The organism is Thauera terpenica 58Eu (genome assembly GCF_000443165.1).
Taxonomy (GTDB): Bacteria; Pseudomonadota; Gammaproteobacteria; order Burkholderiales; family Rhodocyclaceae; genus Thauera; species Thauera terpenica.
Genome location: NZ_ATJV01000047.1, coordinates 1 through 14,616 on the forward strand (window position 1 = coordinate 1; position 14,616 = coordinate 14,616).

Below are 14,616 nucleotides of genomic sequence, written 5' to 3' on the forward strand. Positions count from 1 at the left end.
CCCCTACGAATTCATCTGCAAAGCATGGCAAAACACGCCGGACAGATTCAAAATCAATCCAGTCCAGCACACCGTGGGACTAAACACCTAAAGCACTCTTCCGCCGCGACGAGAATCTGCCGTCGTCGTGCCTCCGGGCCGCTATCCGGAAGCCCGCCCCGGGTAACGTCGCGCCGCACAGCATGCTGTTCCCGCTTCACGTTTCCAGCGCCTTCACATGGGTGATCACTTCGGCGATAGCCTGCTGCGCGCTGCCGTACAGCATGCGGCAGTTGTCCTTGTAGAACAGCGCGTTCTCGATGCCCGAGTAGCCCGCGCCCTTGCCGCGCTTCACGACGATGACGTTCTGCGCCATGTCCACGTTGAGGATGGGCATGCCGTAGATCGGGCTGCTCTTGTCGGTGCGCGCCACCGGGTTCACCACGTCGTTGGCGCCGATCACCAGCGCCACGTCGGCCTGGGCGAAGTCGGCGTTGATCTCCTCGAGGTCGAAGATCTTGTCGTAGGGCACCCCGGCCTCGGCGAGCAGCACGTTCATGTGCCCCGGCATGCGCCCGGCCACCGGATGGATGGCGAAGGCCACTTCCACCCCGCCCTCTTCCAGCAACTGCGCCATCTCCCACACCTTGTGCTGGGCACCGGCCACCGCCATGCCGTAGCCCGGCACGATGACGACCTTGCTCGCATAGCGCATCACCGAGGCGGCATCGAGCGCGGAGAATTCCTTCATCGTGCCCTCGATCTCCTGTCCCTCGCCACCGGCGGCGGCACCGGTGAGCGGCGTGAAGATGACGTTGGAGATCGGCCGGTTCATGGCCTTGGCCATCAGCTGGGTGAGCAGCGTACCCGAGGCACCGACCACGATGCCGGCGACGATCAGCGCCGGATTGCCCAGCACATAGCCTTCGAAGCCCACCGCCAGGCCGGTGAAGGCGTTCAAGAGCGAGATCACCACCGGCATGTCGGCGCCGCCGATCGGGCTGGTGAGGATCACCCCGAGCACCAGCGCGAGCACGAAGAACAGCACGATCAGCGTACCCGACGGGGTGTCGGAGGCGATGATCGCCAGGCCGAGCAGCGCGGTGACCGCGGCCAGGGCGATGTTCACCTTGTTCTGCTGCGGCAGACGGTAGGCCTTCTTCATGATGCCCTGCAGCTTGGCGAAAGCGACGCAGGAACCGGAAAACGCCACCGAGCCGATCAGCGCGCCCAGCACCGCGAGCGTGGCCACTACCGTGCCGTGCACCTCGCCGCGGGCGAACTCCAGGGCGGCGATCGCCGCCGCCCCACCTCCGCCCATGCCGTTGTAGATGGCGACCATCTGCGGCATGTCGGTCATCTTGACCGCCTTGCCCGACCACCAGGCCAGCGCCCCGCCGAGCACGATGGCGAGGATCATCAGGCCGTAGTTCTGCATGCCCGGGGTCTGCAGCGTGACCAGGGTGGCCGCGACCATCGCCCAGCCGGCCCAGACGATGCCCTTGCGGGCGGTCACCGGCGAGCTCATCGCCTTGAGGCCGAGGATGAACACCACCGCCACGACGAAGTACGAGAATTGAATGAATCCGTTCAACATTTAGGCGCCCTCCTTCTTCTTGTCACCCTTGTTGAACATCGCCAGCATGCGCTCGGTGACCACGTAGCCACCGGCCGCGTTGGCCGCCCCGAGGAAGACCGCGACGAAGCCGATCGCCAGCTGCAGCGGATCCTCGGGATCGGCGTGGCCGAGCACGACCATGGCGCCGACCAGCACGACGCCGTGCACGAAGTTGGAGCCGCTCATCAGCGGCGTGTGCAGGATCACCGGCACGCGCGAGATCACCTCGTAACCGGTGAACGCGGCCAGCATGAAAATATACAAAGCGGTAATGCCGTCCATGTGTGCCTCCCCGGTCAAAGTCCCAGAACCTGCTTCACGCCGGCATGGCGCAGCTCACCCGCATGGGTGAGGCAGCAGCCGGCCATCACCTCGTCCTCCCAGTCGAGCGCAAGCGCCCCGTCCTTGATGAAGGGTGAGATGAAGTTGAAGAGGTTCTTGGCGTACATCTCGGAGGCATGCACCGGCATGCGGCTGGCGATGTGGGTGGGGCCGATCACCAGCACGTCGTCGATCCAGGTCTTCTCGCCGGGCACGGTGCCCTCGACGTTGCCGCCAGTCTCGGCGGCCATATCCACCACCACCACGCCGGGCTTCATGCGACGGATCATGTCCGCGCTGATGATCTTGGGCGCGCGCTTGCCGGGGATCGCCGCGGTGGTGATCAGCGCGTCGCACTGCCCCACCGCCTTGGCGAGGCGCTCGGTCTGCTGGGCGCGCTCCTCGTCGGTGAGCTCACGCGCGTAGCCGCCGCTGCCCGCGGCCGACACGCCGGTGTCGACGAACTTGGCGCCGAGCGATTCGACCTGCTCGCGGGTTTCGGGGCGCACGTCGTAGGCTTCGACCATGGCGCCGATGCGGCGCGCGGTGGCGATGGCCTGTAGACCCGCGACGCCGGCGCCGATCACCAGCACCTTGGCGGGGCGGATGGTGCCGGCGGCGTAGGTCAGCATGGGGAAGAACTTGGGGCTGTGGTCGGCAGCGATCAGCGCGCACTCGTAGCCGGCCACCGCGGCCTGGCTGGACAGCGCGTCCATCGATTGCGAGCGCGTGATGCGCGGCAGCAGTTCCAGCGCGAAGGCGGTGATCTGCTTGTCCATCAGGAGCTTCGCGCGATCGGCGTCGCCCCACGGCTGCAGCATGCCGAGCAGCACGCTGCCCGGTTTCATGGCGCCGAGCTGTTCGGCGTTGGGCGGCTGCACACAGAGCAGCACGTCGGCCGCGGCGTACAGCGCCTGGGCGTCGGCCGCGAAGTCGATGCCGGCAAAGGCGTCGTCGCGGTAATGCGCCGGCACGCCGGCACCGGACTGCATCAGCACTTGTGCGCCGAGCCCCTGGTATTTCTTCACCACGTCCGGGACGACAGACAAGCGTCGTTCACCGGGCATGGTTTCACTGGGAATGCCAATTCTGATAGACATATTGGACAAGCAAAGCTACTTCGAAAGAGAAGCAGGGCGTCGCGCAACAGGGGGAAGAGGAGAGAAAAGCCCTGAAGACCGTCGTGGCGACAACCCGAAAACGGTCACATGGAACTCACATTCCCTGGTAGATCGGCCCTTCGCCGCCCTGCGGGACCACCCAGTTGATGTTCTGGGTGGGGTCCTTGATGTCGCAGGTCTTGCAGTGCACGCAGTTCTGCGCGTTGATCTGCAGGCGCGGGCCGGCCTCTTCCTGGACGATCTCGTACACCCCGGCCGGGCAGTAGCGCTGCTCGGGGGCGTCGTGCTGGGCGAGGTTAACGCTGATCGGCACGCCCGCGTCCTTCAGCTGGAGGTGACAGGGCTGCTCTTCTTCGTGGTTGGTGTTCGACAGGAACACCGAGGACAGGCGGTCGAAGGTCAGCACGCCGTCCGGCTTGGGGTAGGCGATCTTCTCGCACTCGGCCGCGGGCTTGAGCGCGGTGTGGTCGGCGCTGTTGTGCAGCGTCCACGGCACCTTGCCGCCGAAGAGATTCTGGTCGATGCCGAACAAGAGCGAACCCATCCATAGGCCCTTCTTCATGTAGGGCTTGAAGTTGCGCGTCTTGTGCAGCTCGGCGTGCAGCCAACTCGTGCGGAAGGCCTCCGGAAAGGCGGCCAGTTCATCGCGGCTGCGCTCGGCGCCGAGCGCGTCGAAAGCCGCCTCGGCCGCCAGCATGCCGCTCTTGATCGCCGCGTGGCTGCCCTTGATGCGCGCGGCGTTGAGGAAGCCGGCGTCGTCGCCGATCAGCGCGCCGCCCGGGAACACCAGCTTGGGCTGGCTCTGCAGGCCGCCGGCGGCGATTGCCCGTGCGCCGTAGGCCAGGCGCTTGCCGCCTTCGATGTACTTGCGGATTTCCGGGTGGGTCTTGTAGCGCTGCATCTCCTCGAAGGGGGAGAGATGCGGGTTGGTGTAGTTCAGCCCCACCACGAAGCCGATCGACACCAAATTGTCCTCGAGGTGATAGACGAAGCCGCCGCCGTAGGTGGCCGAATCCATCGGCCAGCCGGCGGTGTGCACCACCAGGCCGGGCACATGGCGCTCGGCGGGCACTTCCCACAGCTCCTTGATGCCGATGCCATAGGTCTGCGGGTCGACGCCTTCGCGCAGTTTGTACTTGGCTTCGAGCTGCTTGCCGAGGTGGCCACGACAGCCTTCGGCGAACAGCGTGTATTTGGCGTGCAACTCCATGCCCGGCTGGTAGTTGGGGCCGGGCTCGCCCTCGCGGGTGAGGCCCATGTCGCCGGTGGCCACGCCCTTGACCGCACCGGCCTCGTCGAACAGCACCTCGGCGCCGGCAAAGCCGGGATAGACCTCGACGCCCAGCGCCTCGGCCTGCTCGCCCAGCCACTTGGCGACATTGCCCAGGCGCACGATGTAGTTGCCGTCGTTGTGGAAGCTGTCGGGCAGCAGCGCGTTGGGGATCTGCCGGCCGCCGGTCTCGGACAGGAAAATCACCCGGTCCTCGGTGACCGCGGTCTTGATCGGTGCGCCCTGTTCCTGCCAGTCGGGGATCAGTTCGCTGAGCGCGCGCGGGTCCATGACGGCGCCCGAGAGGATGTGCGCGCCGATCTCCGCGCCTTTCTCGATCAGGCACACGGAGACGTCGGTGCCCTTGTCCTGCGCCAGCTGCTTGAGCCGGATCGCCGCGGCCAGGCCCGCCGGGCCGCCGCCCACGATCAGGACGTCGAATTCCATGGATTCGCGCATGAGTGCTGATTCTCTTCGTATTGAGCCACCACGGCGGCCCGTTGGCTGTTAGTCGATACGGGGCTTGTGGCCCCGCTCATAAGCGGCATTCGCTCAGGACAACGCGGCGGTGAGTTCCGGAACCGCGGCGAAGAGATCCGCGACCAGGCCGTAGTCGGCGACCTGGAAGATAGGTGCCTCGGGGTCCTTGTTGATCGCCACGATCACCTTGGAATCCTTCATGCCCGCCAGGTGCTGGATGGCGCCCGAGATGCCCACCGCCAGGTAGACCTGCGGGGCGACGATCTTGCCCGTCTGCCCGACTTGGTAGTCGTTGGGCACGAAACCCGCGTCAACCGCCGCTCGGCTCGCGCCAAGTGCGGCGCCAAGCTTGTCGGCGAGCGGTTCGAGCAGCGCGTGGTAGTTCTCGCCGCTGCCCAGGCCCCGGCCGCCGGAGACGATGATCTTGGCCGCACCGAGTTCGGGGCGTTCGCTCTTGGTCAGCTCACGCCCGACCAGCTTGGAGAGGCCCAGGTCGGCGCCCGCGGCCAAATTCTCGACCGCGGCCGAACCGCCTTCTGCCGCCGCCTCGAAGGCGGTGGTGCGCACGGTGATCGCCTTCACAGCGTCGGCACTCTTGACCGTGGCCATGGCGTTGCCGGCGTAGATCGGACGCACGAAGGTGTCCGCAGCTTCGACCGCGACGATGTCGGAGATCTGCGCCACGTCGAGGAGCGCCGCCACGCGCGGCATGACGTTCTTGCCGTAGGAAGTGGCCGGGGCGAGGATGTGGCTGTAGCCCGGCGCATTGGCCACCACCAACGCGGCGACGTTCTCGGCCAGTTGCGCTTCGTAGTGCGGGGCGGCCGCGCACAGCACCTTGGCCACGCCGGCGAGCTTGGCCGCGGCGTTGCAGGCGCCTTCGCACCCTTGGCCGGCCACCAGCACGTGGATGTCACCGCCGATCGCAGCGGCAGCCGTCACGGTGTTGAGCGTGGCGGCCTTGATCGATTGATTGTCGTGTTCAGCAATAACCAGAATCGCCATCTCAGATCACCTTCGCTTCGTTCTTGAGCTTGTCGACGAGTTGCGCGACATCCGCGACGCGCACGCCGGCGCTGCGCTTGGGCGGCTCGGCCACTTTCAGGGTCGCCAGACGCGGCGCGACATCCACGCCCAGTTCATCGGGCTTGACGGTGTCGAGCGGTTTCTTCTTGGCCTTCATGATGTTGGGCAGCGTGGCGTAGCGCGGCTCGTTGAGGCGCAGGTCGGTGGTGACCACCGCCGGCAGCTTGAGCTCGATGGTTTCCAGGCCGCCGTCGATCTCGCGGGTCACCGTGGTGCTCTCGCCCGCCAGCGTGACCTTGGAGGCGAAGGTGGCCTGCGGCCAGCCCATCAGCGCGGCGAGCATTTGCCCGGTCTGGTTGGCGTCGTCGTCGATCGCCTGCTTACCGCAGATCACCACCTGCGGGGCTTCCTTGTCGCACAGCGCCTTCAACAACTTGGCCACGGCCAGCGGCTGCAGTTCGACATCGGTCTCGACCAGGATGCCGCGGTCGGCACCGATGGCCATCGCCGCGCGCAAGGTTTCCTGGCAGGCGGCCACGCCGCAGCTCACCGCCACCACCTCGGTGGCCACGCCGGCTTCCTTGAGCCGCACCGCCTCTTCCACCGCGATTTCGTCGAAGGGATTCATGGCCATCTTGAGATTGGACAGGTCCACTCCTGTCCCATCCGCCTTGACTCGCACCTTGACGTTGTAGTCAAGCACGCGTTTGACAGGTACCAAAATCTTCATGGTTCTCCTCTGCATTGTTTGGGGAGCACCTCTCGAATGAGAGGTGATCTACGCCTTGCCCATTGGGGTACCTATGTTCCCCCTGCCTTGAGGGAGGCCGCCGCCTCCCTCCTCTCCAGTGCCGTACGCATCATCCGCCGGGCCCCGGGAGCAAGGAGCTTGTAGAGCACGCGGATGAACCAGTTCGGCAGGTAGCGGGCGCGCTCTTCGAAGGCGACGCGACCGCGCGGGTGATCCATCAGATCGGGATAGGGAAATGGAAAGCGGTATTTCCGCCGGTTCCGCCAAAACTCGATCGCCGCGACATGCTTGGCGTTCTTGTAGCCGTAGTGCGCAGGTGCGACGAGACGCAGCGGCGCACCGTGGGCAATATCGAGGGGTTTGCCGTCGAGCTCGTCGGCGAGCAAGACGTCGTCGGCCAGCAGATCCCGCAACTGCATGCTGACCGCGTAACCGTCCTGACCGCGGAAGACGACGAAATCCGCACCGTCAAGTGGCTGAACTGTGCGCAATACCACTTGCAGGTAGAAGTCCCTGAACCGCACCCCTCCCCAGCGCAGGCCGCGATACGACCAGGTGGTGACGCAGTGAAAATCGGACACCTGTTCAACCCGCTCCAGGGCGTTCAACTCGCTGGTGACAATGATTTCGCTACGCACATCGCCGCCAATCTTGAATGCCTTCTGCGTCGGCGAATGTGGAAAACGCTTGGCGAACAGGCCCAGGCCGAAGCGTTCGAAGCTGGGGTATTCAACCTGCCCGGGCGGCAGCGCTTTGGCGTTCTTGTCGGTCGTGGTCATGGTTTCTCCCGTCCCCGGCTCGCTACGCCTGGCTGCCGGCCGACGCGCGCGCCGGCCGCAACTCGAGCCCATCGAGGAAGCGCAGCACGTGCGCGTTGGTCTCGCCAGGCTGCTCAAGCTGTACCCAGTGCCCGGCACCGTCGATCAGTTCGACAAAACGCAAATCCTCAAAACACGGCACGAAGTGCTCGCGCCATAGTGGATCGAACAACAACACCGGATCCTCGGATCCGGCAAGGAAAGCCGCCGGCTGTGAAATCTTCATTCCATCGAGTTCGGGAGTGCTGGCCGAAAGGGTCGGGATGTTTCGGTACCAGTTGAGCGATCCTCGGAAACCTGAGTGCTGGTACTGAGCCACGTAGTAGTCCATATCCAGCTCACTCATGAAGCTCGATAGATCACCGGGCGGTGGTAAGGCGTCCAGCAGTCCGCTCGAACGCGGGCGCGCCATCTGACATAAGAAGGTCGTCTGACCTGCCTGGCCACACACCGAGTAGTAGATGCTCGCGAGACTCGCCCGGACGTCTCGCTCCAACTCTCGCTCAGCGATGCCGGGTTCCTGGAAATAGCGCATGTACCAAAACGCGTCGTCGTTACCTGTGGGATCGACCGTCTCCGGACCCATACGCCAGAAGGGCACCGATAGTCCCATTACCGCGCGACACTGGCGCGGATGCAGCAAGGCGGTGTACCAAGCCACTACGCAGCCCCAGTCGTGACCGACGACGACAAATCGCTCGTCGCCGAGTGCCTGCGCAATGCCCACGACGTCACCCGCCAGTTTGCGGATCGCGTAGTCCTCGACCGCCGGCGGCGCTTCGCTGCAGCCGAAGCCCCGCATATCGGGAGCTGCGACCCGGTAGCCGGCATCAATCAGCGGGTCGATCATGTGGCGCCACAGGTACCAGCATTGAGGCCAACCATGCACGAGGATCACCAACGGACCTTCCCCGGCGACCAGAGACCGCAGGCGAATACCGTTGACGTGCAGTTGCTCGAAACTCCGAACGTTCATCCGTGTCTTCCTTGTCGGATTGAGCGTCACAGTGACGCGCAGAGATCGTCCCAGCGCGCGGCAAGCGCGCCTCGGTGATCCGGGGCGGAAATGGCGATCAGGCGCTCCGCACGCTGAACAAGCGAAGCGCCCCGCAGATCGGCCACGCCGTGTTCGGTCACTACGAGATCAGCTACATGGCGCGGTGCTCCGACGAGGGCGCCCTCGCCCAGGCGCGGCACGATGCGCGACAGCGCCCCGCCTGAGGCACTCGACAGCAGCGCGAACACCGCCCGGCCGCCCGGCGACAGGCGCGCGCCTGCAGCAAAGGCCGGCATGCCACCGACGCCGGCGACAAGCTGCCCGTTGAGGGTGTCGCAGTTGACCTGACCGAAGAGGTCCACTTCGAGCGCCGCATTGATGGCGACGAAGTTGTCGATCGCACCGATTTTCCGCGGATCGTGGGTCTCGCACACCGGTGCGAAGCGAAAGGTCTCGTCCCGCGCGACGCGTTGGTAGTACTCCGCATCGCCCAGGGCGACGCCGACCGTCACAGCGTCGCGCCCGCGGATGGCGCCCTCGTCGATCAACGGCACGATCGAGGCCGTGGCCATGCCGGCATGGAGCCGGAGCCCGCGATGACCGCGCAGCGTAGCGAGCACCGCTGCCACCATCTTGCCGATGCCGACTTGCACAGTGTCGCCGTCGCGCACAACGGAGGCCACCTGGCGCGCTAGAAGGGCGAACTGCTCGTTGGTCGATTCCGCCGGATAGCTCAGCAGATCCGCCGCATGCTCGATCACCGCTTCACACTCACTGATGTGCAGTGACACGCTACCGCGCGTACGTGGCATGGAAGGGTTGATGTGCGCCACCTTGCGCTTCGCCCGACCCCAGGCGACTGGCGCGAAGTCGTGGCACACGCCCAAGCTCAACCAACCGCCCGCGTCCGGCTCACTCGTCTGCACGACTGCCACGTCGATGTCGAGTTGCGCCAGATCCTGCCAAGCACCAAGGTAGTCCGCCGGCAGCAGTTCCACCCGCCCGGACTGGAAGCCAGGCCGGAAAGCCGGCGACATGAAGTAAGCACGCTGACGCGCTTGCGGGTGCAAGCTCACGTAGGCGCCGTCGTTGATACCGGGAAAGAACACGCCCACGAAGCGCACCCCGGCTGCCTTCTCCGGCATCGCACGCAGGGCGTCGCGCACCGCCAGCGATTCACCCGACACCCCACCGAGGAAAACCGTCATCCCTGGTTCGAACGAGGCAACGAGTTCCTCCACCGACTGGCGCGGCGGGGCCGCCCTGCTCGCCATCATGGTCACGCGCCCAGACGGCCGATGATGGAGACAGCGCACACGTTCTGGTGCGGATGCCCGCCCAGATTCTGCGTGAGCCCGATGTCAGCCCGGGCTAGCTGTCGCTCACCAGCCCGCCCCAGAATCTGCAGGTAAACCTCATAGACCATGCGCAGACCCGAGGCTCCGATCGGATGACCAAAGCACTTCAGCCCACCGTCCACCTGGCACGGGATCGCGCCATCGCGGTCATAGCGGCCTTCCAAGATGTCATAGGGCGCACGACCTGGGTCGCTGAGACCCAAGTTCTCCATGAGCACCAGCTCGGTGATAGAGAAGCAGTCATGCACCTCGATCAGGTCCAGCGCCGCGCGTGGGTCGGTGATCCCGGCCTCGCTGTAGGCACGCTGCGCAGCCACCTCCGCGGTACGGATCGACGCGCCGTCCCAGCTGTGGAACTGCGCTTCCTCTCCGTTGGAGACCGCGAGCTGCAACGCTTTGACTGTGACGATGTCGCGCTTGCCAAGCTGTTCGGCGATCTCCGGCGTGGTGACGATTGCGCAGGCCGCGCCGTCGCTGACCCCGCAGCAATCGTACAGGCCCAGCGGTTCAGCCACCTTGGGCGCCTTGAGAACATCGTCGATGGTGATTCGATTGCGGAGGTGTGCTTTCGGATTAAGAACCGCGTTGTCGTGGCTCTTCACTGAGACATGGGCCATCGCCTTCTTCAGATCGTCACGCGAGATGCCGTAGCGCGCCTGATACGCCGAGGCCAACTGAGCAAAGGCGCCCGGCGCAGAGGCATTCGGCTGCCACAGGTCGGTGACCACGCCGCGCGTGCGCACCGGCAGGCCGCCATAGCCGGTGTCCTTGAGCTTCTCGACACCCAACGCCAGTGCGATGTCGCAAGCGCCGGACGCCACTGCATAGACCGCGCCACGCAGCGCCTCGGTGCCGGTCGCGCAGGCGTTCTCTACCCGCGTCGCGGCAATGAAGGGCAGGCGCAGCCCCTGGGCCAGGGGACCGGCGGTCTTGCCGACGTTGTTCTCTTCCAGACACACGCCGAGCCAAGCGGCCTCGATTTTTTCCTTCTCGATGCCCGCGTCGCCGAGCGCTTCGGAGAAAGCCTCGAGCATCAGATCTTCCGCGTTGTCAGACCAGCGCTCGCCAAAACGCGAGCACCCCATGCCCAGGATCGCCACGCGATCACGAATTCCAGCTGCCATGTTTATTCTCCAGCCTTGCGCTGCGGACGCGCTTTCCAGAAGTAGCGGCGGAAGCCACGCGCGCGGTCGAACTCCTTGACGCGGAACACCATCTCCAGCGGGACACCGACCGCCAAGTCACTCGGCTCGCAGTCCACGAACTCCATCAGTACCCGCGCCCTGCTGTCGAATTCAACGTGCCCGAACATGAACGGCGGGCAGGGTTTGTAGGACAACCAGTCGCTGGTGAAGCTGCGCACCCGCGCCGGTTCATCGGCGAGCCGATGGGGCGTCTGGGAGTCCACCGCACCGCACTCCGGATTCACGCAGATGCGCCCGGCGGGAAACTGCACCGTGCCGCAGTTCCCACAGCGCCCGCCCTCGAAGCCGGCGACCATGTCAGTTGCGCGCCATGCGGCCGAGAGCGCGGTCTTGTTGTCCATCTCCGCACGCATTCCCCACTCCAATCCGATCTGGCCGGTAAAGGAGAGGTACTTGAGATAGTTGCTCTCGGCCTGCCCGCCGGCGAGCCAGTCTGCGTCCTGCGCCGCAGCGGCGACCAGTTCGGTCGTCTCCAGCACCAGCGCATCGCAGCCGCTGCCGAACTGCACCAGCAGAATGCGCTGACCCGGCTGCGCTTGAGCCAGCACGTGCGCAAGCATCAGCAGGGGATGCGCCGCACCGGTATCCCCGCACTGCTCAAATAGGCTGTCGGCGACCGCCTCCGTGCGCACGCCGAGCTTCTTCGCCGTCGTGCCGGCCACCCGGCGCAGAAGCTCGGGCATGACAAAGTGGTCCACCTCGACCGCCTCGACGCCGGCCGTAGCAAGCGCCTGCTTCACCGCCTCGGGCACAATTTTCGCGAAGCCCTCGTCTCGCACCCAACGCTCTTCCCAGCCGTAGTCGCCGTCGCGCCCGGCCTCACGAAAGTGATCGACGAAGTCAGCCGTGACGCTCGCCATGCCGCGCAGCACCGCGAGCGGCGCGCCTTCTCCAACCAGCATCGCCGCCGCGCCGTCGCCGACGTTCAGTTCGGCGGTACTGGCCGGGGTGGGGATGCGGCGATCAGCCGCGATCACCAGTTCGCACCCTGTGTTCGCCCTCAGTGCTGCCATCAGGGCGGAACTCCCGGCGCGCAGGCTGCCGCACTTGTCCGCTGCAGCGAGCCCGGAACCCAAACCAAGGGCCGCGCCGACGATCGCCGAATTGAGCCGATCGGCAAACGGCAGGGTGGTCGATGCGAGGGACAGCGAATCGACGCGTGCGTCCCCCGCCCGGCGAATTGCCGCGCGGCCGGCTTCAACCGCCATGGTCACCGCATCCTCGTCCCAGTTCGCCATCGCACGCTCGCCCTTGGCGAGCGCCTTCAATCCCGGCGCCATCCAGCGATGGCCCGCTGCCACCGCCTGGCGGTCCAAGCGCAACCGTGGCACATAGACGCCCACTGCCAGGATGCCGCGTTGCCCGCCTGCTCTGCTGTCTTCGATCATCGATTCATCCATGCTTGTGGAAATGTCCGTGCCTACGGCAGACCACGGGTCACCGGTGACCCGGCGGAAAGATCAAACCCGGCAATGTGCCTCAGATAGTCAATGGGCCAACACATCTCGACATGCCCAACACCCGGCTGGCCGTCGATGGTGACCGCCATCGAGCCCTCGTTGAGCATGACCATTGGACTGACGACGAAGGGGTACAGCGCGAAAGTCCGCCCGAGCACCTCTGTGCTGCGACCGAGTTCGTCGCGCACCAGCGCACGAACCGCGGTGTGGGCCAGGCGTTCGTCATGATCGAAGCTCACATCCACCGTTTCGACCTCTGCCAGATGCCCGTCACGCTGTACATAGCCGCGTAGCACCGTGCGCCCGAGCGCCTCCACCTGCCAGAAATGCACCACCAGATCCTGCCCAGCCTGGGCCTCGAGCCATTTCCAATGCTGGGAGAAAAACCAGTCACGCGTACCCCAGGAGTGATCGCGGTGGCCCATGGTCTCAAACGGGATCTGCTTGCCGTCGAGCGTCAGCACACCGCTCACCTTTCCGCTCTGTTCGATGCGATCTTCCGCCACCCAGCCGGGGCAGCCGTCGCGATGGCCGCCATAGGCATAGGCCGGGTGCACCGCTTCGAAGCGATAGTCGAGCTCTGCCCTCCCCCCGGCAACCACTCGCACATGGGCATCTTGGAACGGTCGCCCGTGGCGCACACGGACACGACCGACCCCCCAGTCGTCGAAGCCGGCCGATGCGGGCACATCGATCCCATCGCACATATCGACTACCGGTTCGCCGACACCCGGTCCATAGACTACAAAGGCCGAGCCAGCCTTACCCAGACCGTTGACCCAGGTGTACACGAAGCAAGCAAGGTTCTGTTCGGGCAGCTGCAGCATGAATACCAGAGATTCGCGCGCCAGCGCATCTGCGCGAAGCTGGTGGCGGCTGTCGTGCACCGGATCGATCCGTCGTTCGGGCGATTCCAGTCTTGCGTGATCCTTCATATCTCCTCCTTGTATCGACCCATGCGCAAAAGTGGCTCGTGGGCAAAGTTGTTGACTATATCGTCCTGTACCATATCTTTCGTGTCAACACCTATCTGCAATACGATCAAGATCACCCCTCAAACCAACTCAAGAGCGCTATTAACCCGGCAATCAAATAGGCTTTGATATAATTCGGGCATGGAAAAGATCGATGCCCGAAAACTCCCGCCCGAAGCCCTGGAGCACATTCGTCGCCAAGCATTTGTACTGCGCAAGCAAGGCTACACATGGACGCACATCGCTGAAGTGTGTGGGGTTCATGTCGGTACCGTTCTGAAATGGGCGCGCCGCGCCCAGGCTGACGATCTCGACGCGGTCATCAAGGGCGGGCAACGTGGTCGGCGCCATGGCTCGGGACGAACTTTGACGCTGGTCCAAGAGGAGCAACTGCGTTTGAAGATCATCGGTTCGAATCCTGCCCAGCTTCAGCTTGAGTTCGCGCTGTGGAATCGTCGCGCAGTCATGCTCGCCATCAAGCAACTCTTCGGCATCGACATGCCCATTCGTACCGTTGGTGAGTACCTTCGGCGCTGGGGCTTCACGCCACAGCGGCCGGTCAAGCGCGCGCTCGAGCAGGATCCGGCCCGGCTCAAGGCATGGCTTGAGGATGAGTACCCGAAGATCGTTGCGCGCGCCAAGACGGAGGATGCCGAAATCTACTGGGGGGACGAGACCGCCATTCGTCAGGACTCGAACTGGGTGCGCGGTTACTCGATCGCAGGGCTGACGCCGGAGCTGCGCCTGCCGGCCGGTCGTCATGGATCGACGTCGATGATCTCGGCGATTACCAACCAGGGCTTGGTGCGCTTCTCGTTCTTCGAGGGCGCCATTGATGCCGAGCGTTTCATCGTCTTCCTGAAAGATCTGATTCAGGACGCGCAACGCAAGGTGTTCCTGATCGTCGACAATCTTCGCGTGCATCGTGCGAACCGTGTCCGCGACTGGGTTGCCGAAAACACCGAGAAGATCGAACTGTTCTACCTGCCGCCGTACGCGCCGGAACTCAACCCCGACGAGTACCTCAACCGGGATCTGAAAACGTCGATACGTTCCGGGCCGATTGCCAAGACCGCCACCGCACTGCTCGAGAAGGCGCGAGTGTGCATGATGCGCATCGCTGCGATGCCGGATCGAGTGCGGTCGTATTTCAGCCATGAGTACGTTCGCTACGCTCAGTAATTTGGCTATTTGATTGCCGGGTTAATAGTAGCAAGGTGAAATCGATGGATGTACGC

The 14,616-nt window shown here is 64.8% G+C and carries 13 protein-coding genes; 1 reads left to right on the top strand and 12 read right to left on the bottom strand.

Going from position 1 to position 14,616, the window contains the following annotated elements:
- Positions 1–196: 196 nt before the first annotated feature.
- The 12 genes from M622_RS26650 to M622_RS26705 all read right to left on the bottom strand — a co-directional run bounded on the left by M622_RS26650 (position 197) and on the right by M622_RS26705 (position 13,339).
- Entirely contained in the window at positions 197–1,576 is a 1,380-nt protein-coding gene (locus tag M622_RS26650) for an NAD(P)(+) transhydrogenase (Re/Si-specific) subunit beta (protein ID WP_021248653.1), read from the bottom strand.
- Positions 1,577–1,879, bottom strand: coding sequence for an NAD(P) transhydrogenase subunit alpha part 2 (locus M622_RS26655; RefSeq protein WP_021248654.1), 303 nt, complete (start codon positions 1,877–1,879; stop codon positions 1,577–1,579). It lies immediately after the preceding gene.
- A 14-nt stretch (positions 1,880–1,893) separates the two neighbouring features.
- Entirely contained in the window at positions 1,894–3,018 is a 1,125-nt protein-coding gene (locus M622_RS26660; RefSeq protein WP_031346522.1) for an NAD(P) transhydrogenase subunit alpha, read from the bottom strand.
- 115 nt (positions 3,019–3,133) lie between these two features.
- On the bottom strand, positions 3,134–4,756 hold the full coding sequence (locus M622_RS26665) for an electron transfer flavoprotein-ubiquinone oxidoreductase (RefSeq protein WP_031346524.1): 1,623 nt from the start codon (positions 4,754–4,756) through the stop codon (positions 3,134–3,136).
- 105 nt (positions 4,757–4,861) lie between these two features.
- Positions 4,862–5,794 (bottom strand): electron transfer flavoprotein subunit alpha/FixB family protein, encoded by a 933-nt coding sequence (locus M622_RS26670; protein ID WP_021248657.1) that lies wholly within the window; start codon positions 5,792–5,794, stop codon positions 4,862–4,864.
- Position 5,795: 1 nt separating this feature from the next.
- Positions 5,796–6,545, bottom strand: a complete 750-nt coding sequence (locus M622_RS26675) for an electron transfer flavoprotein subunit beta/FixA family protein (RefSeq protein ID WP_021248658.1) — start codon at positions 6,543–6,545, stop codon at positions 5,796–5,798.
- Positions 6,546–6,616: 71 nt separating this feature from the next.
- Positions 6,617–7,345 carry a molybdopterin-dependent oxidoreductase gene (locus M622_RS26680; protein ID WP_021248659.1) on the bottom strand — a complete coding sequence of 243 codons (729 nt, stop codon included), beginning with the start codon at positions 7,343–7,345 and terminating at the stop codon, positions 6,617–6,619.
- Positions 7,346–7,367: 22 nt separating this feature from the next.
- A complete protein-coding gene (locus tag M622_RS26685) occupies positions 7,368–8,360 on the bottom strand; it encodes an alpha/beta fold hydrolase (protein WP_021248660.1) in 993 nt (330 codons plus the stop codon).
- A gap of 26 nt (positions 8,361–8,386) precedes the next feature.
- Positions 8,387–9,589, bottom strand: a complete 1,203-nt coding sequence (locus M622_RS26690) for an acetyl-CoA hydrolase/transferase family protein (RefSeq protein ID WP_245543043.1) — start codon at positions 9,587–9,589, stop codon at positions 8,387–8,389.
- Between the two features lie 71 nt (positions 9,590–9,660).
- The gene (locus tag M622_RS26695) at positions 9,661–10,863 is read right to left on the bottom strand and encodes an acetyl-CoA acetyltransferase (RefSeq protein WP_021248662.1); all 1,203 of its coding nucleotides are present in this window, start codon (positions 10,861–10,863) and stop codon (positions 9,661–9,663) included.
- 2 nt (positions 10,864–10,865) lie between these two features.
- Positions 10,866–12,332 carry a 3-oxoacyl-[acyl-carrier-protein] synthase III C-terminal domain-containing protein gene (locus M622_RS26700; protein WP_021248663.1) on the bottom strand — a complete coding sequence of 489 codons (1,467 nt, stop codon included), beginning with the start codon at positions 12,330–12,332 and terminating at the stop codon, positions 10,866–10,868.
- A gap of 32 nt (positions 12,333–12,364) precedes the next feature.
- Positions 12,365–13,339 carry a DUF7064 domain-containing protein gene (locus M622_RS26705; protein WP_021248664.1) on the bottom strand — a complete coding sequence of 325 codons (975 nt, stop codon included), beginning with the start codon at positions 13,337–13,339 and terminating at the stop codon, positions 12,365–12,367.
- 180 nt (positions 13,340–13,519) lie between these two features.
- Between M622_RS26705 and M622_RS26710 the strand changes: the two genes are divergently transcribed.
- Entirely contained in the window at positions 13,520–14,560 is a 1,041-nt protein-coding gene (locus M622_RS26710) for an IS630 family transposase (RefSeq protein WP_021248666.1), read from the top strand.
- Positions 14,561–14,616: the final 56 nt, after the last annotated feature.

Excerpts from the sequence above, each read along its gene's own strand:
- M622_RS26665 (WP_031346524.1), bottom strand. The coding sequence starts at position 4,756 with ATGGAATTCGACGTCCTGATCGTGGGCGGCGGCCCGGCGGGCCTGGCC.
- M622_RS26690 (WP_245543043.1), bottom strand. The coding sequence starts at position 9,589 with ATGACGGTTTTCCTCGGTGGGGTGTCGGGTGAATCGCTGGCGGTGCGC.
- M622_RS26675 (WP_021248658.1), bottom strand. The coding sequence starts at position 6,545 with ATGAAGATTTTGGTACCTGTCAAACGCGTGCTTGACTACAACGTCAAG.
- M622_RS26670 (WP_021248657.1), bottom strand. The coding sequence starts at position 5,794 with ATGGCGATTCTGGTTATTGCTGAACACGACAATCAATCGATCAAGGCC.
- M622_RS26695 (WP_021248662.1), bottom strand. The coding sequence starts at position 10,863 with ATGGCAGCTGGAATTCGTGATCGCGTGGCGATCCTGGGCATGGGGTGC.
- M622_RS26705 (WP_021248664.1), bottom strand. The coding sequence starts at position 13,339 with ATGAAGGATCACGCAAGACTGGAATCGCCCGAACGACGGATCGATCCG.
- M622_RS26650 (WP_021248653.1), bottom strand. The coding sequence starts at position 1,576 with ATGTTGAACGGATTCATTCAATTCTCGTACTTCGTCGTGGCGGTGGTG.
- M622_RS26685 (WP_021248660.1), bottom strand. The coding sequence starts at position 8,360 with ATGAACGTTCGGAGTTTCGAGCAACTGCACGTCAACGGTATTCGCCTG.
- M622_RS26700 (WP_021248663.1), bottom strand. The coding sequence starts at position 12,332 with ATGATCGAAGACAGCAGAGCAGGCGGGCAACGCGGCATCCTGGCAGTG.
- M622_RS26680 (WP_021248659.1), bottom strand. The coding sequence starts at position 7,345 with ATGACCACGACCGACAAGAACGCCAAAGCGCTGCCGCCCGGGCAGGTT.
- M622_RS26710 (WP_021248666.1), top strand. The coding sequence starts at position 13,520 with ATGGAAAAGATCGATGCCCGAAAACTCCCGCCCGAAGCCCTGGAGCAC.
- M622_RS26655 (WP_021248654.1), bottom strand. The coding sequence starts at position 1,879 with ATGGACGGCATTACCGCTTTGTATATTTTCATGCTGGCCGCGTTCACC.
- M622_RS26660 (WP_031346522.1), bottom strand. The coding sequence starts at position 3,018 with ATGTCTATCAGAATTGGCATTCCCAGTGAAACCATGCCCGGTGAACGA.